Here is a 19,315-nt window from a genome sequence, read left to right as displayed (position 1 = left end):
GCGAGATCCCGAAGAACGCCGGATCGAACTCACCCGCCTCGTACAGGAACCCGCCATGCCGCGCATACGTGGTCCCGTGACTGTCCGGGTCCGGGTTGTAGAGCTTGTCCAGGTCCCAGCCACGGTCGGCGGGGAACTCCCCGATCGCGTCCTGGCCGGAGGCCACCAGGTTCCACAGGTCCTCGGGTGAGAGCACCCCGCCAGGGAAACGGCAGGCCATTCCCACGATCGCGATCGGCTCGCGCGCCGCCTCGGCGAGAGAACGGTTCTGCGCACGCAGCCGTTCCGTCTCCTTCAAGGAGGAACGCAGGGCCTCGATGAGCTTGGTGTCGTTCGCAGCCATTCTCGCCTCGTACTCTTCGTGCTACCGAAAGGGGGATCTACGCCTGGGCGGCGGGGATGTTCTCGGTGATCGTCCGCATGACCGCGGCGGCGTGGTCGTTCAGGTAGAAGTGACCGCCGCGGAAGACGTGCAGGTCGAACGCGCCGCTGGTGTGCTCCTTCCAGCGCGCCGCCTCGTCCGTGGTGACATGGGGGTCACGGTCGCCGGTCAGGACGACGATCGGAGCGTCGATCCTGGCGCCGGGCGTGCAGCGGTAGGTCATGATGGCCGTGTAGTCGCCGCGCAGCGACGGCAGGATCATGCTCTGGAGCTCGGGGTCGGCCAGCATGCGCACGTCGGTGCCGCCGAGCCGCCGTACCTCGGCGAGGAGGGCCTGGTCGCCCTCCTTGTGCACGGTCTCGACGCGTACGCACGAGGGGGCGCGCCGGCCGGAGGCGAAGAGCACCCGCGGCGCGAGGTCCCGCTCCATCAGCCTTCTGGCCACCTCGAACGCGACCACGGCGCCCATGCTGTGCCCGAAGAAGGCCATCGGCCGGTCCGCCAGCGGCACGATCTCCGCCGTGACGCGGTCCGCGAGCTCGCCGATGTCGTCGATGCACGGCTCGTGGCGGCGTTCCTGCCGGCCCGGATACTGGATCGCCAGGACGTCGAACCGCGGCGTGAGCTGCTTGGCGACCGGGTGGAAATAGGAGGCCGAGCCGCCCGCGTGCGGGAAACAGATCAGGCGCGTGGTGCTCTCGCGGCTGTCCGGCGCGGCGAAGAAGCGCCGCACCCACGTTCCGGTTTCGGTGATCACTGGGTCTTCCTTCCGTTGATGTCCGCACTCACCCTGGCGACCAGGAGTTCGGCGCCTGGAATGTGCGCGGCTCGTCCCAGGCGGGCGGCCGGGAGGAGGCGCCCCTGGCCCAGGACGGGTCGTCCGCCCGCGTGGCGGGCCTGGGCGGCGGCGGGGCGTTGCCCTCCTCCGCGCCCGGCGCGAGGCGGTGCAGCAGCGCCGTCACCACCGCGGCCAGCTCCTCCTGGTCCAGCTCGCCGCGTACGAACCTGAACACCGCCCCGTCGCCGCCCATCACATCGGCAGGTTTCCGTGCTTGCGGTACGGGACCTTCGCGGTCTTCGCGCGGAGCATGGCCAGCGACCGCGCCAGGACCGCCCTGGTCTCGGCCGGGTCGATCACGTCGTCGACCAGCCCGCGCTCCGCGGCGTAGTAGGGGTGCATCAGCTCCTGCCGGTACTCCCTGATCAGCCGGACGCGGGTCGTGTCGGGGTCGTCGGCCGCGGCGATCTCCTTGCGGAACACGACGTTCGCGGCGCCCTCGGCACCCATGACGGCGATCTCGTTCGTGGGCCAGGCGAAGGACAGGTCCGCTCCGATGGAGCGGGAGTCCATCACGATGTACGCCCCTCCGTACGCCTTGCGCAGGATGACCTGGATGCGGGGGACGGTGGCGTTGCAGTACGCGTACAGCAGCTTGGCCCCGTGCCGGATGATGCCGGCGTGCTCCTGGTCGCGGCCGGGCAGGAAGCCGGGGACGTCGACCAGGGTGACCAGGGGGATGCTGAACCCATCGCAGAACTGCACGAACCGGGCCGCCTTCTCCGAGGCGTTGATGTCCAGCACGCCCGCCAGCGAGGCCGGCTGGTTGGCCACGATGCCGACGACCTGGCCGTCGATCCTGGCCAGGGCGCAGACGACGTTGGTGGCCCACGTGCTGTGCACCTCGAAGAAGTCGCCGTCGTCGGCGACCTCGTGGATGACCTCGCGCATGTCGTACGAGCGGGTCAGCTCGGAGGGCACGATGTCGAGCAGCGCCTCGCACCGCCGGTCCGCCGGGTCGGCGGTGGCGAGGGCGGGCGGCGACTCGCGGTTGTTGGCGGGCAGGAGGGAGAGGAGGTAGCGGACCTCCTCCAGGCAGTCGGTCTCGTTGTCGTAGACGAAGCCCGCCGCGCCCGAGACGGTGCCGTGCACCTGGGCCCCGCCGAGCTCGTCGTGGCTGATCTTCTCGCCGGTGACCGCTTCGACCACGTTGGGGCCGGTGATGTACATCTGCGAGATGCCGCTGACCATGAAGGTGAAGTCGGTGAGCGCCGGGGAGTAGGTGGCGCCGCCCGCGCAGGGGCCGAGGATCACGCTGATCTGCGGGATGACCCCGGAGGCCTGCACGTTGCGCTGGAAGATCCCGCCGTAGCCGGCGAGCGCGGTCACGCCCTCCTGGATGCGGGCGCCGGCGCCGTCGCTGAGGCTGACGAGCGGCGCGCCGGTCGTCATGGCGAGATCCATGAGCTTGTGGATCTTCTGGGCGTGCGCCTCGCCCAGCGACCCGCCGAAGATGCGGAAGTCGTGCGCGTAGACGAAGACGGTGCGGCCGTGCACCTTGCCCCAGCCGGTGATCACGCCGTCGGTGTAGGGCCGCCGGTTCTCCATGCCGAAGCCGCTGGCGCGATGCCGGCGCAGCGGCTCGATCTCGGTGAAGGTGCCTGGGTCGAAGAGCAGGTCGAGCCGCTCGTCGACGGTGAGCTTGCCCCTCGCCCGCTGCGGGTCCTTGGCCGGCCGAGCTTCCCCGCCGCGCGCCTGATCCTTGATCATGCCGAGTTCGGCCACCCGCTCCCGCAGGGAGAGAGGCGGTTCCAAGCCGCGTTCTGTGGTCAGAGTCACGTTGCGTATATCCTCTCGGCCTATGAGCGGGATATCAGCGAGCACGCCCTTCGAGCGCGTGCCCGGATGCCCCGCCCCAGTCAGGTTTCATTCCAGCCCATGGGCCCGCGGCCTAGCTACGGGATTCGCCCCCTAATATCCGCCTGCATTCCCCTATGGAATCCCCTGGAGGGCGATCGAGGAGAAAGCTCGGCTTTCCAGGGGAGCGGCCGGAGTTTTCACGCGGTGCCGTCGCCACGTTTCTGGGGGGCGATAAGGGTTGCCCGCGCGGGAGGGTCCGTGCCCCGCCGCGAGCAGCACGTCTAGTGGGGCATAGGGGTTACCCCACGCTTCGCGCATCGCGAATACTGGTGCCGCTCGGCAACCTGAAATCTCGCCGGTGTGCCCGGCCGGGGCGCACCAGCGCGGCGTGTAAGGAGACACCGGTGGACTTTGGTTTATTCTATTTCGCGGACGGTGTCCGGACCGGATCCGACCAATACCGGCTGCTGCTCGAAGGGGCCAGGTTCGCCGACACCAACGGTTTCTCCGCGGTGTGGACACCCGAGCGGCATTTCCATGAATTCGGCGGCCGTTATCCCAATCCGGCGGTGACCGCGGCGGCCGTCGCCGCCGTGACGGAGAACGTCGCGATCCGCGCGGGAAGCGTCGTGGCCCCGCTGCACCACCCGGCGCGCATCGCCGAGGAATGGGCGGTGGTGGACAACCTTTCCGGCGGCCGGGCCGGCGTCTCGTTCGCGCCCGGCTGGCACGTGGTGGACTTCGCGCTGAGGCCCGAGAACTACGCCGACCGCCGCCAGGTGACGATGGACACCATCGACACGGTGCGGCGGTTGTGGCGGCAGGAGGAGGTGGAGCTGGTCGACGGCGCGGGCGAGTCGGTCAAGCTGCGCACCCATCCGGCGCCGGTCCAGCCGGAGCTGCCGACGTGGCTCACCAGCTCGGGCAACCCGGAGACGTTCCGCCAGGCGGGCGACCTCGGCGTCGGCATCCTCACCCACCTGCTCGGCCAGAGCCTCGACGACCTCGTCCGCAAGGTCGCCGAATACCGCGAGCACTACGCCAGGGCGCACAACGGGACAGGCCACGTGGCGCTGATGTTGCACACGTTCGTCGGCGAGGACCGCGCCAAGGTGCGGGAGGTGGTGCACGATCCGTTCACCGACTACCTGCGCAGCTCGCTCGGCCTGGTCCTGAAGGCGGCGGAGGAGCTGATGCCGGGCATCGACCCGGACCAGATGGACCCGGAGGACATCGAGTTCCTCCTGGAGGTCTCCTTCGAGCGGTACTTCGAGACGGGCGGCCTGTTCGGCACCGTCGACGACGGCATGGCGCTGCTGAGCTCGCTGGAGAGGATCGGCGTCGACGAGGTGGCCTGCCTCATCGACTTCGTCCCCGACACGGACGCCGTCCTCGACGGCCTGCGCCACCTAGCCCGGCTCAAGCAGCGGTGGGAAGCACGGTGAGCGCGCCGCCGGCCGGCGCCGTCATGATCGACAGCGCGCGGTTGAGACGCGCGCTCGGTCACTACCCGACGGGCGTCGTGGTGATCGCCGCCCTGGCGGACGGCGAGCCGCATGGTTTCACCGTCAACTCCTTCACCTCCGTCTCCCTCGACCCGCCCATCGTGAGCTTCTGCGCCGCCCACACCTCGACCACGTGGCCGTACATCCGGGCCGCCGGCGCGTTCACCATCAGCATGTTGAGCGCCGGTCAGGAGCGGGTGTGCCAGTCGTTCGCGAAGAAGGGGGCCGACCGGTTCTCCGGGGTCGGCTGGACGGTGAACGGGAGCGGCCATCCGGCGATCACCGGCGCGGTCGCGTGGATCGACTGCGTGCTCGACTCCTGCCACCTGGTGGGGGACCACGAACTGATCCTCGCCAGGGTGATCGACCTGACCACCAACGACGACGCCGGCGACGACCCGCTGGTCTTCCACCGCGGGCGGCTCGGCAGGATGCTGCTCTGACCGGCGGGAATGTCGAAGGGCGCTCTCCTGCTGGAGAGCGCCCTTCGAGTGGTGCGCCGCCAGGGACTCGAACCCCGGACCCGCTGATTAAGAGTCAGCTGCTCTGACCAACTGAGCTAGCGGCGCAACAGGTGTAACTGTATCAGCCGCCGAACGGTACCCGCACATCATCCGAGCCGGGCCGCCAGCCCTTCGTACGCCCCCAGCACCAGGTCCCAGAACCGCTTCACGTCCAGCGACGTTCCCACCTGCGCGTTCGCCTGCCGGTCGCCGACCCTGAAGTCCGTCACCGTCATCCCCCGGGTGTAGATCCCGGCCGTCTCCACGTTCACCACGGCGGGAACGCAGGTGAACAACGACGGATCCAGCACGTACGCCACCGCGCACGCGTCGTGGATGGCCGGGCCGCCGTCGGCGGTGACCTCGCCGTAGAACCGGGCCGCCGGCACCAGCAGGTCGCGGCCCAGCCGCCCGAGCGGGCGCATGCGGTCGAGCACGCCGGAGGTGACCACGGCCGACAGCGTCACGTCCAGCCCCAGCATCGTCACCGTCCATCCGGCGTCGAAGACGATCGCGGCCGCCTCGGGGTCGGCCAGCATGTTGAACTCGGCCGCCGGGTTGTGGTTGCCCCGCGTGAAAGAGCCGCCCATGATGACCAGGTCGCGGGCCCACTCGACGACGCGCGGCTCGCGGTGTACGGCGAGGGCGAGGTTCGTCAGCGGCCCGACGGCCACCAGGGTGATCTCGCCGGGAGCGGCCCGCAGCGTCTCCACGATGACGTCGGACGCGTGCCCGGGCGACGCTCCCCGATCGGCCGGGGGCAGCCTCACGTCGCCGAGCCCGGTGGCGCCGTGCACGTGGGAGGCGCGTACGGTGCGCCGCAGCAGGGCGCCGGCGCTGCCCGGCGTCACCGGCACGTCGCCGAGCTGGAAGAACTCCCTGAGCGCCAGGGCGTTGGCGGTGGTCAGCTCCAGATCGACGTTGCCGCCCACCGTGGTGATGCCGGCCAGACTCACTGACGGGGAGCCCGCGATCAGTGCCAGGGCGAGCGCGTCGTCGATGCCGGGATCGCAGTCGATGAGAACCTTTTTCACAGAAGGCGAGGATACGCATAGATCGGGCCGGGCAGTTCCCCCAAAGCTGCCCGGCCCGATCGGTGGCGGTCCAGGCCGACGTCTTCCCCCAAAAACGCCGGCGGTCCCGCACTGGCGAACCGCGGTCCCCCTCCGCGTCCGCTTCGGTGAAGGTCTATTGGCCTCTCGACCTGCTACAACGCTACCGAGACGAATGCAACGGTCGCGTCATAACGGGGTCGAATATCTGTTTAATCCCACCTACGGAAGTTCCAACCGAACCTCCGTACCTTCCTGAAGTGACCTGCTCACCGTGCAGTACTTCTCGTGCACCCGGTGCGCCACCGCCTCGAAAACGGCGCGGGCGTCCTCCGACGGCAGCTCCACGTCGTAGGCGACCGTCACCGGGCCCAGCTTGCTCTGCTCGACCTTCTCCGCCTGCACGGTCATCTCCAGGCGGACGAGCCGCTTGTTCCGCTGGGCCGTGAGCGGCTCGACGGTCACGATGTTGCACCCGCCCACCGCCGCCAGCAGCAGCTCGACCGGGGTGAACACGCCGTCCTCGTCGCCACCGCCGATCCGCACCTCGGCGCCGCGGGCGTTCGTGGCCCGGAATCCGCCGTCATCAGTCCGCTCCACACGCACATTTGCCATGTTCCCGACCTTAGTCACCGGGCGCAGCGGCGGGTCCAGGGGCATGGGGGCGGCCCATTCACCTGATTCCTCAGCTGCGCTCAGAAACCTTTCATGTTCGTTCAGCACCGTGATGGACATGGCTAGCGAGGCGAATGCGAACCAAGGTCCCATCCTCTTCTGGTGTGGTGTCGCGGTAGCCGAGTTCGGCGCGATCCAACCGGGTCTCGGCCATCCGTGGAGCCCCACCTCCTACCTCACCGCGGCGCTGCTCGCCGGGATCGGCCTGCTCAGCGTCAAGGCCGCCGGTCACCTGCGCACCGAGGAGGCCAGGCAGCGGCTGCGGCTCGGCGGCTACCTGACCGGAGCGCTGCTGGTGGCGTACCAGGTCGGCGCGGCGCCCCAGGCGACGGAGCCCGGCCGCGTGGCCTGCCTGCTCGTGTACGCGCTGGCGGCCGTCATGGCGGTCCTGAGCCACCGCGTCCCGCCGGAGAGCAGGCCGGTCCTGCTGATCGCCACCGGCGTCGATCCGCGTTCCCTGCGCGCCCGCCTGGCGAGGGCCGCCAACACCGTGGCCGTCTACCGGACCGAGCGCGCCACCGACGAGCTGCGCGACCTGGAGGCCACGTACGGCCTCGTCCTCGTCGTCGGCCGGGAACACGACCCGAGGGTCAAGGAGCGCCTGAGCGCCTCGGGGCTGAGCCGCGAGATCCCCGACATCGCCGAGCGCGAGGTGGTGGTGGCCGGTCCGCGCCCGTTCAAGCGGTATGTCAGCGGCGCGTTGTCACGCCTCGCCATCCCCAGATCACGAATCCGTTTCGAAAATGGACACAAGGTTTAGGCCGACGTTACGCGTCATCTGAGACGGTAGGTGACGGACAAGGAGGCAAGGTGACGACTTTCCCCGGAACCGCCCGTGTCGAGATGGTCATGGGTATGCCCGTCAGCGTGGACATCCGCACGGCGCTCCCGGAACGCGAGATGACCCCTCTGCTGGACGACGCTTTCGCCTGGCTCAGGTGGGTGGATGACACCTTCGACCCGGTCAAGGAAGACAGCCAGATCGGCCGGCTCAACCGCGGCCAGACCATCGGGCAGATCCCTGAACTCATCGAGGTCTTGCACCGCTGCGACGAGCTCAGCCGGCTCACGGACGGCTGGTTCGAGGCCCGCATCAACGGCGTGACCGACCCGTCCGGCTACATCAAGGGCTGGGCGCTCGAACGCCTGTCGCGCGCCCTGGTCAACGCGGGCGCCGGCGACCACCGCATCAACGCGGGCGGAGACATCAGGTTGCGCGGCTCGGCCTCCCCCGGCAAGCGCTGGCGGGTCGGCATCCGGGACCCGCACACGGACCTGGTCCGCAAGGTCGTCCTCGCCCACGACCTGGGCATCGCCACCTCGGGCGGCGCGCCCATCGTCAACCCGCGCACCGGCGAGGTGCAGCGCGGGCTCGGCTCGGTCACGGTGATCGGGCCCGACCTCGGCATGGCGGACGCCTACGCCACCGCCATCTACGCCATGGGGCCCGTCCTGGCCAGGCGCTTCGCCGCCCGGCTCGCGGAGTCGGGGCCGTACCAGACGATGATCATTCTGCGGGACGGGCAGGACGTCAGCACGCCCGGCTTCGCCCAGTACAGCGGCGGCCAGGCCCAGTTGGCGGGCTGATCCGGGGCGCGAGCCAGGCGGGCGCGGGCTAGGCGTCGGGGTGTTTGCGCAGATATTCCAGGTAGATCGGGCGCAACGCCTCCCCCAGCTCGCCCTCGCCCGACGCGATGGCGTCGCTGAGCAGCGCCGAGACCCTGCTGAGGTCGTTGGCGCTCTCGTCATGGTGACCGGTGGCGGCCTCGGCGGCGGGGATCACCTTCAACAGGTCCCACAGAAACCCCAGGTCCCCATGGCGTACGGCATAACGCACCGCCCGATCGTGCAACTCATTGGCCGGCAACGACTCGAGCCCGTTCGCGTTCATCTCGTACCTCCCCTGCACGCACCTTCCCGAGCAGGACGGGCCATAACCGGCGACTACCGGCGGTGACCGCCGCGCATCGTCGTGCTCGCACCTCTATCGCGGCGCCCTTCCCAAGTGGGAGGATCAAGCAGCGTGAGATTCATCATCAGAACCCTTGCGGCAGCGGTGGCCCTGTGGGTCGCCATCCAGCTCGTCCCGGGCATCGGCGTCGATCTCGAGGCGAACACGGCACAGTACTGGGGCGTCCTGGTGATCGTGGCGCTGATCTTCGGCATCATCAACGCGATCGTCAAGCCCATCGTCAAGACGCTGGGCTGCGCGCTCATCGTGCTGACGCTCGGCCTCTTCCTGCTCGTGATCAACGCCGCCATGCTGCTGTTGACGGGCTTCATCGCCGAGCAGGTCGACATCCCCTTCCACGTCGACGACTTCTATCCGGCCGCGTTCTGGGGCGCGGTCATCATCAGCGTGGTGAGCTGGCTGCTCGGCCTGTTCATCCCTGACAACGACTGAGTCCCCATGGAGCTCGACGGTGCCGGCCTGACGTGCGCGCAGGTGCACGAGGCGGCCTACGACGGGGCCCGGGTCACGATCTCCTCCCTCGATCGGGCCCGGGCCGCGTGGGCCACCGCCCAAGGGCTGCGGGGCCCCGTCTACGGACGGAGCACCGGAGTCGGCGCCAACAAGGCCGTCACCGTGGAAGCCCCCGGCCTCGACCTGCTGCGCAGCCACGCGTGTGGCGCCGGCGCACCGATCTCGACCGCCCGTGCGCGGGCGATGCTCGTCGTCCGGCTCAACCAGTTCGTCGCGGGCGGATCCGGCGTCGATCCGGCCGTGCTCCCGGTGCTGGCGCACGCCGTCAACGCCGGTTTCACCCCGCCGATCAGGACGTACGGCGCCATCGGCACCGGCGATCTGACGGCCCTGTCCATCACCGCCCTGTGCCTGCTGGGCGAGCTCCCCTGGCGCCACGGCGGCGCCGCGCCGGCCGAGGAGCCGCGCTTCCCGCTGGCGTCGAGCGACGCGCTGCCGTTCATCAGCTCGGGGGCCGCCACGCTCGCCGACGCCGCCATCGCCTGCCACCGCCTGCGCCGGCTCCTCGAAGCGGCGGTCGACGTCGCCGCCATGTCGTTCACCGCGGTCGACGCCTCCGCGGAGCCGCTGGCCGCCGCCGTCCAGGAGGCCCGCCCCCATCCTGGGCAGGCCGTCGTCGCCGCCCGCCTGCGGGCCCTGCTCAGCCAGGGGCTGGCCACCCGCATCCAGGACCCGTACGGATTCCGGGCCTTCGCCCAGGTGCACGGCGCGGCCGTGGACGCGCTCGACCGGACCACCGCCACGATCGAGATCGACCTCAACGCGGCGACCGAGAACCCGCTCATCTCCGGCACTCTGGCCTGGCACAACGGCAACTCCCACGCGGCCCCGGTGGCGCTGGCCCTCGACGCGCTGCGGGCGGCGATCGTGCAGACCGCCCAGCTCAGCACCGCCCGCCTGGCCGCGCTCATGGACCCCGCCTACACCGGCCGCCTGCCGTTCCTCGCCAGGCAACGCGGCGAATCCGGGGCCCTGATCCTGGAATATGTGGCTCAGGACGCCATGGCGGTGCTGCGCCACCTCGCCGTGCCGGTGACGACGGGCACGGCGGTGATCTCGCTCGGCACGGAGGAGCACGCGAGCTTCGCCACCCAGGCCGCCCGCCTCACCCTGCGCTGCCTGGAGCCCCTGGCGCTCGTGCTGGCCTGCGAGCGCACCGCGGCCCTCAGGGCCCGCCAGGCCCCGCCCCCGGACCGGCCGCTCACCGACGACCTGGAGGAGTCGCGCCGCGCCCTGACGGGACACCCGAAGTGAGCTGCTACGCCCGGCCGGGCGCCCGGGCTCCTACAGCCCCTGTCGGTGGCCGGGCACCCGGGCGACCGAGCCGCGCTCCCTGAGCGTGGGCGCCTGCACGACGTGCCGCCGCCGGGTGCCGCCGTCGGCCGCCGCCGACATGAGCCGGACCGCGGCCCGCACGATGCCGTCGATGCCCCAGTCGACCGTCGTCAGGCCGGGCGTGAGCAGGCCCGACATGGGATGGTTGTCGTAGCCCATGACCGACACGTCGCCGGGGATCGACAACCCGAGCTCCTGGGCGGCCGCGTAGACGCCGTAGGCGATCGAGTCGGCGAAGCAGAAGACGGCGCTCGGCTCCTTCGCCGCCAGGATGTCGTGGGCCACCGCCGTCGCGTCGGCCAGGCCGTGGGGCGAGGTGGCGACCTGGATGTCCAGGCCCAGCCGCTCGGCCTCGGCCATCACGTGCACGTCGGCGGGGCGGTCGGGCGTGCTGGCCCGGGTGGGCGTGAGCACGGCGATGCGGTGGTGGCCGAGGGTGCGCAGGTGCTCGAGGGCCAGGGTCACGCCGCGCCGGTTGTCGAAGACGACCTCGCCGGCCGTGCCCGCGATCGAGTCGCCGACCGCGATCACCGGCAGCGACTCGCACAACTCCGGCCAGAACGCCGCCGCCGGGTCGATCGGCTGCACGATCATGCCGTCGACCCGCTGGTCGCGGAGCTGCTGAGCCAGCGCCCGCTCCCTGGCGGGATCGCCGAACGCGTCGAGGATCAGCGCGTAACGATCCTTCTCGCGCAGCCCTCTGCTGATGCCGACCGCCAGGGACTGCTGCCACAGGTCCTCCAGCGAGCCGCACAGCAGCCCGATCATGCCGGTGCGGCCGCTGGCCAGCGCCCTGGCAATGGGATCGGCCTCGTAGCCGAGCTCGGCCGCGGCGGCCCGCACGCGCTCCTTCGTCTCCTCGGACACCTGCAGGCCGCGCAGCGCGTAAGAGACGGCCGCGGGGGACAGGCCCGTCGCCTGAGCCACCTCGCGGATCGTCGCTCTCTTTCGAGGCATTAAGCCAGCCTATTGGGTGCCGCCGACAGAACCGATTCCAGGACGCGGGCATGTCGGCTCCCGTCTTTCGGCGGTGAGGACATGCCTTCAGCATCCATCCTGGCGCGCCGCGTGTCGAGCGGCGGGACCCGATCCTCGTGACCGCCCGCGGCAGGCGCCGGTGGCTGTTGACAAGCGTCAGGTGAAGCGGTTCACTGAACCGTATCACTGAACCGTTTCACGTTACGGATTCAGCTGCGCAGGGGCTTTGCATGTATTGTGAGTAGGAAATAGCGGAAGGAGTGATCCGTGAGCATCGACGTGCACCAGCACCTGTGGACCCACGCGTTCGTCGACGCCCTGCGCGCTCGCACCTCCCCGCCCCGCCTCGACGGCTGGACGCTGCTCCTCGACGGCGAGCCGCCCTACGACGTCGACCCCGCCGACCACGAGCACCGCGACACCACCGGCCTCGAGCTGGTGCTGGTGTCGCTGTCGAGCCCGCTCGGCATCGAGTTCCTGCCGCCCGAGGAGTCGTGGCCGCTGATCGACGCCTACCACGACGGCGCCCTGGCGCTGGGCGAGCCCTTCGGCGCGTGGGCGGCCACCTGCCACAGCGACGCCGACCCCGACCGGCTGGCCGAAGACCTCGCCAGGGGTTTCGCCGGGCTCCAGATGCCCGCGACGGCCGTGCCCGACGACCGGCTGCTGGAGGTGCTGACCGGCCTGGACCTGCCGCTGTTCGTGCACCCCGGGCCGGCCGTCCCCTCCGAGGGCACGCCGCCGTGGTGGCCCGCGCTGGTGCCGTACGTGCAGCAGATGCACGCCGCCTGGCACCATTTCCACGCCGTCGTCAGGCCCCGGCACCCGAGGCTGCGCGTCTGCTTCGCCCTCCTCGCCGGGCTGGCGCCGCTGCACTCCGAGCGCCTCATCGCCAGGGGCGGCGGCGGGCGCGGCCTGGTCGACCCCGGCTTCTTCGTGGAGACCTCCTCCTACGGCCCGCGCGCGATCGACGCGATCGTCCGCGAGCTCGGCATCGACGTCGTCGTCAACGGTTCCGACGCGCCCTATGCCACCGCACCCGACCCCGGACTCGGCGCCGCGGCCGCGCACGCCATCGGGGTCGTCAACCCCCGTCGCCTACTCAGCAGAAAGGAGACTCGTACGTGAGCACCGACCAGATCCAGGACGGGGGCACCTGCGCCCGGCTCCCGGAGCGCACTCTCGACCGGCGTGAGCTCCGCGACCTGGTGAACGACCTGGCCGCCCGCCCGGAGGAGTGGCACGACCAGGTCGACTTCCCCGCCGGCGGCGGCCGGCACTACGCCTCGCTCTACCGCGACGCGTACGTGGACGTCTGGCTGCTGTGCTGGCGTCCCGAGGACGACACGGGCTGGCACGACCACGACATCTCCTCGGGGGCGGTCCACGTGGTGCGGGGGGCGCTGCTGGAGTGCAACCCGCGCATCGGCGGCGAGCACCTGGAGACCGTGGTGACGGAGGGCCAGTCGTTCTCGTTCGGGCCCGACCACATCCACCGGCTCACCGGCGCGGTCGACCACAGCGTCTCCATCCACGCCTACTCGCCGCCGCTGTGGCGGCTCGGCCAGTACTCGATCGAGTCGAGCGGCGTCATGCGCCGCGTCTCGGTGAGCTACGCCGACGAGCTCAGGCCGTTGGACGAGCAGGTCGGGCCGGCGGTCGGCTCTGTGGCCTGAGCACGCAGCAGCTTCCGCAGGGCTCCACGTCGGGCAGGCTGATCCACAGACAGCAGGTCCTGCGGAAATAGCCGTCGTCGGCGGGCTCGATGAGCCCGTCGACCGGCGGGCCGATCTCCTTCAGCAACCGCATGTAGTCGCCCTCGACGATCGAGGTCAGCGGATGGGCGACGGCCTCGGCGGTGGACCCCCACAACGTGCGCTCGCCCACCTTGGCCAGGGAGCCGAGGGCCCTGACCAGCGGCGCCTGGGACTCGGCCAGCGCCTCGCCGATCGCGCCCGCGCCCGAGCCCCAGCTCACGCGCGTGGCCGCGAGGGTCACCCCGGCGGCGGAGACCTTGAAGTAGGTGTCCGGCAGCCGCATGAGCGGCACCTTCCCGTCCAGCGCCCAGCCGAGCACCATCGGCAGGGTGTGCCAGTAGCCGTAGGTCTTCCAGAACAGCGCCGCGCCGACGTGCCGCGGGGCGTTCCAGCGCGCGGCCGTCTCGTCGGCCAGCTCGGCGAGCAGAGTGTACGGCTCCCGCACCAGCTCGGCGGCGGGCGTCCAGCTCTCGTCGGGCTCGATGACGAGGCCGGGCTCCACGCCGAGGATCCCGCCACGCGCGTCGGCGACCCGCTGAAGCACCTCGGTCAGCACCGCGAACCCCCGCACATTCGTAGGTAAGCCTTACCTCAACGTAGCAGGGCGTCCGGCGTACCACCCCGCCGCGATCTGCACCACGAGGACGCCCATCCCGGCCATCAGCGGCACCGACCATCCGCCGGAAACCTCCCTGAGCAGCCCGAACAACATCGGTCCGAGCGCCGCGACGCCGTATCCGACCGACTGGGCCACCGCCGACAGCGCGGTCACCCCGGCCGGGTTCGCCGGCCGCAACGCGATGATCAGCAGCGCCAGCACGAACGAGGCGCCCTGGCCGACGCCGAGCACGATCATCCACACCCACGGCAGGGTCGTCGGGGCGAGCAGCACCCCCAGATACCCGAGCACGGTCAGCACGCCCGCGGCCACCGCGTACGGCGCCTGCGACTTCCGCCGCCCGGCCAGCACGGGAACGGCGAGCGAGGTGCCCACCTGGACCAGGTTCGTGAGGCTGAGCAGGTAGCCGGCCTGGTCGGGGGGCACGCCGGCCTCGATGAAGATCGTCGGCAGCCAGGCCAGCATGACGTAGAAGGTCAGCGACTGCAGCCCCATCAGGGCGGTGACGTACCACGTCACGGGGCTGCGCAGCACCATGCCGATCGGCCGGGGGCCCTCCTGTCCCCCGGCGCGCCCGCGCCGCGCCTGCGGAAGCCAGAGCAGGGCCGCGAGCAGCGCGGGCACCGCCAGCAGCGCCGAGACGCCGCGCCAGCCGTACCCTGTGACGTGTTCGAGCGGGATCACCAGCGCCGAGGCGGTGGCCGCGCCGGCCACGACGGACGAGACGTAGACGCCGGTCATGAGGTTGATCCGGGAGGGGAAGTGCTGCTTGACGACGCCGGGCATGGCGACGTTCATGACGGCGATCGCGGTGGCCGCCAGGGCCGAGCCGAGGTAGAGCAGGGCCGCGCCGTCGAGACCGCGCAGCGAGAGACCCGCCGCGATGACGAGCAGGCCGGCGAGGAGCGTGCGGTCGAGCCCGATGCGCCGGGCGAGCAGCGGCACCGCCAGCCCGAAAACGCCCAGGCAGACCACCATGACCGTGGTGATCGCCCCGCCACCCGCCGGCGAGAGCCCGACGTCGTCCATGATCTCGTCGAGGAGTGGCGAGATCCCCGCGATCGCCGGACGGAGGTTGAGCGCGGCCAGCACGAATCCCGCGACGAGCGCCACAGAACGCAACGACATAGGCGACTACTCTGGCATAACCGCTTGACAACGTTGTCGGACCCCTCGTCGGTGAGACATGATCCTGGCGTGAGACCGACGATGAAGGACGTCGCCTCGGCGGCAGGCGTGGCGCTCAAGACCGTCTCGCGCGTCGTGAACGGCGAGCCCGGCGTGCACCCCGCCACGGCCGAGCGGGTGCGGGCGGCCATCGACCGGCTGGGCTACAGCCGCAACGAGAGCGCGAGGGTGCTGCGCAGAGGCAGGACCGCGACGATCGGACTGGTCATCGAGGACGTCGCGGACCCGTTCTACTCCGGCCTGAGCAGGGCCGTGGAAGAGGTCGTCATCGACCACGGCTGCCTGCTGCTGAGCGGGTCGTCGGGCGAGCAGCCCGGCAGGGAGCGCGAGCTGGTCGAGACGTTCTGCGCGCGCCGGGTCGACGGGCTGATCGTGGTGCCCGCCGGCGAGGACCACACGTACCTGCGCAGCGAGCTGGAGGCCGGCACGCCCGTGGTGTTCGCCGACCGGCCGCCGGGCGCGGGGCTCGACGTCGACACCGTGCTCGCCGACAACATGAGCGGGGCCGGGCAGGCGGTCCGCCACCTCCTGGGCCACGGCCACGGCCGGATCGCCTTCCTCGGCGACGACCCGGCCATCTTCACGGCGGCCCAGCGCCTCCAGGGCTACCGCGCGGCCCTCGGCGGCCTCTACGACGAGCGGCTGGTGTCGATGCGGCCGCCGTCGCTGGAGACGGTACGCGCCGACCTGGCCGGCATGCTGGCCCTCGACGATCCGCCGACGGCGGTGTTCGCCGGCAACGGCCGCTACACCGTGACCGTGCTGCGCGCCCTCGCGGGGCGGCGGCTGGCGCTGGTCGGGTTCGACGACTTCGAGCTGGCCGACCTGCTGCAGCCCGGGGTGACGGTGGTGGCTCAGGACCCGTCGTGGATGGGGCGGGTGGCGGCCGAGCTGCTGTTCCGCCGCCTGCGCGGCGACGTGGGCCCGTCGGAGCACATCGAACTGCCGGTCCGGCTCATCCCCCGAGGCTCAGGCGAACGCCCCCCTCCACGCTAGGGCCCGCCACGGCGCCTGGCCGTACGAGCGGTGGAGAGGTGAGCCCCTGACCTCCGCTTCGGCGCCGGAAGCGCCCGCCTGAGCCGCGTACGGACCGGCAGCCGGGTCGCCGGCATCACGATCGTGCTCGGGCCCAGTAGGTATAGTCATGTGCGCATCAGTTCTGCAAAAATGTTCACAGACCTCATTCAGGAGCGCGCGCATGAATGCCGCCGACGTCGCACCCGAGGCGCAGACCCGATTCCCCCATGAGCTGATGTACGCGGCGGCGCAGCAGTACTACATGGAGGACGCCACCCAGGGCGACATCGCCAAACGGCTGGGCGTCAGCAGGGCGACCGTCAGCCGGCTGCTCACCGAGGCCCGCAAGCACGGCATCGTGGAGATCAAGGTGCACCGGCCCGCCTCGATGGAGGACGGCCCGCTGGCCGCCGAGGTGGCGCGGGCGCTCGGCCTCGGCCAGGTCTTCATCGTGCCCAAGGTCAGCGGCCCCGCGCTGGGCCCGTGGCTGGCCCCCGGCGTGGCGCGCGCGCTGGCCGGGGTGGGGCTGGAGTCGGGCGACGTCGTGCTCGTCTCGTCGGGCACCACGGTCTACGAGTGCGCCCGCGAAGGGCTCGGGCACTATCCGGGCGTCACGATCGCGCCCGCCGTGGGCGGCCAGGAGGAGCCCCAGCCCTGGTTCCAGACCAACGAGACCACCCGCATCCTGGCCGAACGCGTCGGCGGCGTGCCCGCCTACCTCTACGCCCCCGCCCTGCCCGGCCCCGAGCTGTTCTACTCGCTCCAGCACGAGCCGTCCGTACGCCGGGTGATGGACCTGTGGGCGCACGCCAAGTGCGCCCTCGTGGGCGTCGGCTCGGCGCCGCTGATGCGGCAGATGACGCCCGCCTTCATGCCGCGTGACGCCGAGGCCCTGCGCCAGGCCGTGGGCGACGTCTGCATGCGCGTCTACGACCGGGAGGGCACCCCGCTGACCTACCCGGGCAGCGAGCGTCTGGTCGCCACGCGGCTGGAGGAGCTGCGCCGCATACCGGCCACGATCGCCGTCGCCGCCGGCGCGGAGAAGGTGCTCTCGATCATCGCCGGCGCCCGGGGCGGCTACTTCAACCAGCTCGTCACGGATGCGCCGACGGCTGAGGGGATTGTGGCCGCCGCACGCCAGCTCTGAACATCTTTGCTGGACAAAGTTTCTGACCGCACGCTAACGTGAGCCGCACCACAGGATGTGACCCCTTGTGAGGGGCTATGTCCATGTCTCGGGGGCAGCGAGCGTTTGGATCCGTCCGCGAGGACGTAGCGAGTGAGGAACGAACCCGTGAACAGAGCTCAGATGCGGACCAGCGCGTTCGCCGTGGCGGCAGTGCTCGCAAGCTCGGTGCTGGCCGCGTGCGGCTCAGACTCCGGCTCGACCGGCGGGGATGCCGGCGCCGGCGGCGACGCCCAGAACGCCAAGGTCGCCTTCCTCATGCCCGACCTCGCCTCGACCCGTTACGAGCTGCAGGACAAGCCGCTGTTCGAGGCCAAGATGAAGCAGCTCTGCCCGAGCTGCCAGGTCATCTACCAGAACGCCGACTCCGACGCGGCCAAGCAGCAGCAACAGGCCAACTCCGCGCTCGCCCAGGGCGTCAAGGCGATCGTGATCGACCCGGTCGACTCCGCCGCCGCGGCCACCATCGTCAAGTCGGCCCAGTCGCAGCAGGTGCCGATCATCGCGTACGACCGGCCGATCCCGGCCACGCCGGCCGACTACTACATCTCGTTCGACAACGAGAAGATCGGCTCGATGATCGCCCAGTCGCTGGTCGACCACCTCAAAGAGGAGAAGGCCGAGGGCGGCATCCTCCAGGTCAACGGCTCCCCCACGGACGCCGCGGCCGGCCTGATCAAGAAGGGCATCCACAGCGCCATCGACCCGAGCGGCTTCAAGCTGCTGGCCGAGTACGACACCCCCGACTGGCAGCCCGAGAAGGCGCAGACCTGGGTGAGCGGCCAGATCACGCAGTTCAAGGGCCAGATCGCCGGCGTGGTCGCGGCCAACGACGGCACCGGCGGCGGCGCCATCGCCGCGTTCAAGGCGGCGGGCGTGGAGGTGCCGCCGGTCACCGGCAACGACGCCGAGCCCGCCGCCGCCCAGCGCGTCATCGCGGGCGACCAGTACAACACGATCTCCAAGCCCATCAAGATCGTCGCCGAGGCCGCGGCGAACGTGGCCTGGGGCTTCATGCAGGGCCAGAAGCCCGAGGGCAAGGCCACGCTGTACGACACGCCGTCCGAGCTGTTCGTCCCCACGGTGGTCACCAGGGACAACATCAAGGAGGTGCTCTTCGACAGCGGCATCATGAAGGCCGCCGACATCTGCACGGGCGCGTACGCCAAGGGCTGCGACGAGCTCGGCATCAAGTAGGAGCACCGATGACCGTCCTGTCGCTGCGCGGGATCAGCAAGACCTTCGGCGCCGTCGCCGCGCTCACCGACATCGAGCTCGACGTCGCCGCGGGCGAGGTCGTCGCCATCGTGGGGGACAACGGCGCGGGCAAGTCGACCCTGGTCAAGATCCTTTCGGGCGTGCACGCGCCCGACTCGGGCCGGATCACCTTCGAGGGCCACGACGTCGAGATCCCCACGCCGGCCGCCGCGCACAAGCTCGGCATCGCCACCGTCTTCCAGGACCTGGCGCTCTGCGAGAACCTCAACGTGATCCAGAACCTGTTCCTCGGCCAGGAGCTCCGCCCGCTGCGGCTGGACGACGTGGCCATGGAGACCCGCTCGTGGGAGCTGCTGCGCCAGCTCTCCGCCAAGATCCCGAGCGTGCGGGTGCCGGTCGCGGCCCTGTCCGGCGGCCAGCGGCAGACCGTGGCCATCGCCAGGTCGCTGCTCGGCGACCCCAAGGTGATCATCCTCGACGAGCCCACGGCCGCCCTGGGCGTGGCGCAGACGGCCGAGGTGCTCAACCTCGTCGAGCGGCTGCGCGAGAACGGCCTGGGCGTCATCATGATCAGCCACAACATGGCGGACGTGAAAGCCGTCGCCGACACCGTGGTGGTGCTGCGGCTCGGCCGCAACAACGGCGTCTTCGGCGTGGCCGACGTCTCCACCGAGGACATCATCGCCGCCATCACCGGCGCCACCGACAACGCGGTGTCCCGGCGTACCAACAAGGGAGCGTCGTCGTGAAGGGGCGAGGGCACATGGCGAGCGAACC

General features: G+C 70.8%; 22 protein-coding genes and 1 tRNA gene. 12 read left to right on the top strand and 11 right to left on the bottom strand.

Features of this window, described 5'->3' with window-relative positions; genetic code table 11:
* From ABGB01_RS44355 to ABGB01_RS44340, 4 genes are all read right to left on the bottom strand, one after another.
* On the bottom strand, positions 1–343 hold a 343-nt coding region (locus ABGB01_RS44355; protein WP_347780222.1), incomplete at its 3' end, for a beta-ketoacyl synthase N-terminal-like domain-containing protein.
* A 37-nt stretch (positions 344–380) separates the two neighbouring features.
* Positions 381–1,139: an alpha/beta fold hydrolase gene (locus ABGB01_RS44350; protein WP_347780220.1), complete on the bottom strand. Its 759-nt coding sequence runs from the start codon at positions 1,137–1,139 to the stop codon at positions 381–383.
* A 28-nt stretch (positions 1,140–1,167) separates the two neighbouring features.
* On the bottom strand, positions 1,168–1,413 hold the full coding sequence (locus ABGB01_RS44345; protein WP_347780225.1) for an acyl-CoA carboxylase epsilon subunit: 246 nt from the start codon (positions 1,411–1,413) through the stop codon (positions 1,168–1,170).
* Complete coding sequence (locus ABGB01_RS44340; RefSeq protein WP_347780224.1) at positions 1,413–2,930, bottom strand: acyl-CoA carboxylase subunit beta; 1,518 nt, start codon at positions 2,928–2,930, stop codon at positions 1,413–1,415. The genes ABGB01_RS44345 and ABGB01_RS44340 overlap by 1 nt, the downstream gene beginning before the upstream one ends.
* Before the next feature lie 494 nt (positions 2,931–3,424).
* Here ABGB01_RS44340 and ABGB01_RS44335 point away from each other — a divergent pair, with 494 nt between their 5' ends.
* Positions 3,425–4,465, top strand: coding sequence for a MupA/Atu3671 family FMN-dependent luciferase-like monooxygenase (locus ABGB01_RS44335; protein WP_347780218.1), 1,041 nt, complete (start codon positions 3,425–3,427; stop codon positions 4,463–4,465).
* Positions 4,462–4,968, top strand: coding sequence for a flavin reductase family protein (locus ABGB01_RS44330; RefSeq protein WP_347780217.1), 507 nt, complete (start codon positions 4,462–4,464; stop codon positions 4,966–4,968). Before ABGB01_RS44335 ends, ABGB01_RS44330 begins: the two co-directional genes overlap by 4 nt.
* A 49-nt stretch (positions 4,969–5,017) precedes the next feature.
* On the opposite strand, the gene ABGB01_RS44325 is transcribed toward ABGB01_RS44330, so the two are convergent.
* The 3 genes from ABGB01_RS44325 to ABGB01_RS44315 form a co-directional block, all read right to left on the bottom strand.
* Positions 5,018–5,094, bottom strand: a tRNA-Lys gene (locus ABGB01_RS44325).
* Positions 5,095–5,135: 41 nt separating this feature from the next.
* Complete coding sequence (locus tag ABGB01_RS44320; protein ID WP_347780216.1) at positions 5,136–6,062, bottom strand: nucleoside hydrolase; 927 nt, start codon at positions 6,060–6,062, stop codon at positions 5,136–5,138.
* Positions 6,063–6,302: 240 nt separating this feature from the next.
* The gene (locus tag ABGB01_RS44315; RefSeq protein WP_347780215.1) at positions 6,303–6,695 is read right to left on the bottom strand and encodes an OsmC family protein; all 393 of its coding nucleotides are present in this window, start codon (positions 6,693–6,695) and stop codon (positions 6,303–6,305) included.
* A 118-nt stretch (positions 6,696–6,813) separates the two neighbouring features.
* Between ABGB01_RS44315 and ABGB01_RS44310 the strand changes: the two genes are divergently transcribed.
* Positions 6,814–7,515: a hypothetical protein gene (locus ABGB01_RS44310; protein WP_347780214.1), complete on the top strand. Its 702-nt coding sequence runs from the start codon at positions 6,814–6,816 to the stop codon at positions 7,513–7,515.
* 50 nt (positions 7,516–7,565) lie between these two features.
* On the top strand, positions 7,566–8,342 hold the full coding sequence (locus ABGB01_RS44305; RefSeq protein ID WP_347780213.1) for an FAD:protein FMN transferase: 777 nt from the start codon (positions 7,566–7,568) through the stop codon (positions 8,340–8,342).
* 28 nt (positions 8,343–8,370) lie between these two features.
* Here the strand turns inward: ABGB01_RS44305 and ABGB01_RS44300 are convergent, their stop codons facing one another.
* Positions 8,371–8,646, bottom strand: coding sequence for a hypothetical protein (locus tag ABGB01_RS44300; protein ID WP_132503624.1), 276 nt, complete (start codon positions 8,644–8,646; stop codon positions 8,371–8,373).
* 132 nt (positions 8,647–8,778) lie between these two features.
* Here ABGB01_RS44300 and ABGB01_RS44295 point away from each other — a divergent pair, with 132 nt between their 5' ends.
* Positions 8,779–9,159, top strand: coding sequence for a phage holin family protein (locus ABGB01_RS44295; protein WP_347780211.1), 381 nt, complete (start codon positions 8,779–8,781; stop codon positions 9,157–9,159).
* Positions 9,160–9,165: 6 nt separating this feature from the next.
* Positions 9,166–10,494, top strand: a complete 1,329-nt coding sequence (locus tag ABGB01_RS44290; RefSeq protein ID WP_347780209.1) for an aromatic amino acid ammonia-lyase — start codon at positions 9,166–9,168, stop codon at positions 10,492–10,494.
* A gap of 30 nt (positions 10,495–10,524) precedes the next feature.
* Here ABGB01_RS44290 and ABGB01_RS44285 read toward each other — a convergent pair whose 3' ends face one another.
* Positions 10,525–11,532, bottom strand: coding sequence for a LacI family DNA-binding transcriptional regulator (locus tag ABGB01_RS44285; RefSeq protein ID WP_347780208.1), 1,008 nt, complete (start codon positions 11,530–11,532; stop codon positions 10,525–10,527).
* A gap of 288 nt (positions 11,533–11,820) precedes the next feature.
* Here ABGB01_RS44285 and ABGB01_RS44280 point away from each other — a divergent pair, with 288 nt between their 5' ends.
* Positions 11,821–12,681, top strand: coding sequence for an amidohydrolase (locus tag ABGB01_RS44280; RefSeq protein WP_347780207.1), 861 nt, complete (start codon positions 11,821–11,823; stop codon positions 12,679–12,681).
* Positions 12,678–13,229, top strand: a complete 552-nt coding sequence (locus ABGB01_RS44275; RefSeq protein ID WP_347780206.1) for a cysteine dioxygenase family protein — start codon at positions 12,678–12,680, stop codon at positions 13,227–13,229. The genes ABGB01_RS44280 and ABGB01_RS44275 overlap by 4 nt, the downstream gene beginning before the upstream one ends.
* Here the strand turns inward: ABGB01_RS44275 and ABGB01_RS44270 are convergent.
* A complete protein-coding gene (locus ABGB01_RS44270) occupies positions 13,180–13,881 on the bottom strand; it encodes a hypothetical protein (protein ID WP_347780205.1) in 702 nt (233 codons plus the stop codon). The genes ABGB01_RS44275 and ABGB01_RS44270 overlap by 50 nt on opposite strands.
* A 15-nt stretch (positions 13,882–13,896) precedes the next feature.
* A complete protein-coding gene (locus tag ABGB01_RS44265; protein WP_347780203.1) occupies positions 13,897–15,057 on the bottom strand; it encodes an MFS transporter in 1,161 nt (386 codons plus the stop codon).
* An 81-nt stretch (positions 15,058–15,138) separates the two neighbouring features.
* Here ABGB01_RS44265 and ABGB01_RS44260 point away from each other — a divergent pair, with 81 nt between their 5' ends.
* From ABGB01_RS44260 to ABGB01_RS44245, 4 genes are all read left to right on the top strand, one after another.
* Positions 15,139–16,113 carry a LacI family DNA-binding transcriptional regulator gene (locus ABGB01_RS44260; RefSeq protein ID WP_347780223.1) on the top strand — a complete coding sequence of 325 codons (975 nt, stop codon included), beginning with the start codon at positions 15,139–15,141 and terminating at the stop codon, positions 16,111–16,113.
* Between the two features lie 202 nt (positions 16,114–16,315).
* The gene (locus ABGB01_RS44255; RefSeq protein ID WP_347780202.1) at positions 16,316–17,281 is read left to right on the top strand and encodes a sugar-binding domain-containing protein; all 966 of its coding nucleotides are present in this window, start codon (positions 16,316–16,318) and stop codon (positions 17,279–17,281) included.
* 147 nt (positions 17,282–17,428) lie between these two features.
* Entirely contained in the window at positions 17,429–18,517 is a 1,089-nt protein-coding gene (locus ABGB01_RS44250) for a sugar ABC transporter substrate-binding protein (RefSeq protein WP_347780201.1), read from the top strand.
* Between the two features lie 8 nt (positions 18,518–18,525).
* Complete coding sequence (locus ABGB01_RS44245) at positions 18,526–19,287, top strand: ATP-binding cassette domain-containing protein (protein WP_347780200.1); 762 nt, start codon at positions 18,526–18,528, stop codon at positions 19,285–19,287.
* Positions 19,288–19,315: the final 28 nt, after the last annotated feature.

This window comes from Nonomuraea sp. B5E05, from assembly GCF_039880665.1.
Classification (GTDB): domain Bacteria; phylum Actinomycetota; class Actinomycetes; order Streptosporangiales; family Streptosporangiaceae; genus Nonomuraea.
The sequence above is the reverse complement of the archived record's forward strand: the minus strand, read 5'-3'. Positions and strand labels throughout refer to the sequence as shown.

Excerpts from the sequence above, each read along its gene's own strand:
- ABGB01_RS44345 (WP_347780225.1), bottom strand. The coding sequence starts at position 1,413 with ATGGGCGGCGACGGGGCGGTGTTCAGGTTCGTACGCGGCGAGCTGGAC.
- ABGB01_RS44340 (WP_347780224.1), bottom strand. The coding sequence starts at position 2,930 with ATGATCAAGGATCAGGCGCGCGGCGGGGAAGCTCGGCCGGCCAAGGAC.
- ABGB01_RS44315 (WP_347780215.1), bottom strand. The coding sequence starts at position 6,695 with ATGGCAAATGTGCGTGTGGAGCGGACTGATGACGGCGGATTCCGGGCC.
- ABGB01_RS44310 (WP_347780214.1), top strand. The coding sequence starts at position 6,814 with ATGGCTAGCGAGGCGAATGCGAACCAAGGTCCCATCCTCTTCTGGTGT.
- ABGB01_RS44300 (WP_132503624.1), bottom strand. The coding sequence starts at position 8,646 with ATGAACGCGAACGGGCTCGAGTCGTTGCCGGCCAATGAGTTGCACGAT.
- ABGB01_RS44290 (WP_347780209.1), top strand. The coding sequence starts at position 9,166 with ATGGAGCTCGACGGTGCCGGCCTGACGTGCGCGCAGGTGCACGAGGCG.
- ABGB01_RS44285 (WP_347780208.1), bottom strand. The coding sequence starts at position 11,532 with ATGCCTCGAAAGAGAGCGACGATCCGCGAGGTGGCTCAGGCGACGGGC.
- ABGB01_RS44265 (WP_347780203.1), bottom strand. The coding sequence starts at position 15,057 with ATGTCGTTGCGTTCTGTGGCGCTCGTCGCGGGATTCGTGCTGGCCGCG.
- ABGB01_RS44260 (WP_347780223.1), top strand. The coding sequence starts at position 15,139 with ATGAAGGACGTCGCCTCGGCGGCAGGCGTGGCGCTCAAGACCGTCTCG.
- ABGB01_RS44255 (WP_347780202.1), top strand. The coding sequence starts at position 16,316 with ATGAATGCCGCCGACGTCGCACCCGAGGCGCAGACCCGATTCCCCCAT.
- ABGB01_RS44245 (WP_347780200.1), top strand. The coding sequence starts at position 18,526 with ATGACCGTCCTGTCGCTGCGCGGGATCAGCAAGACCTTCGGCGCCGTC.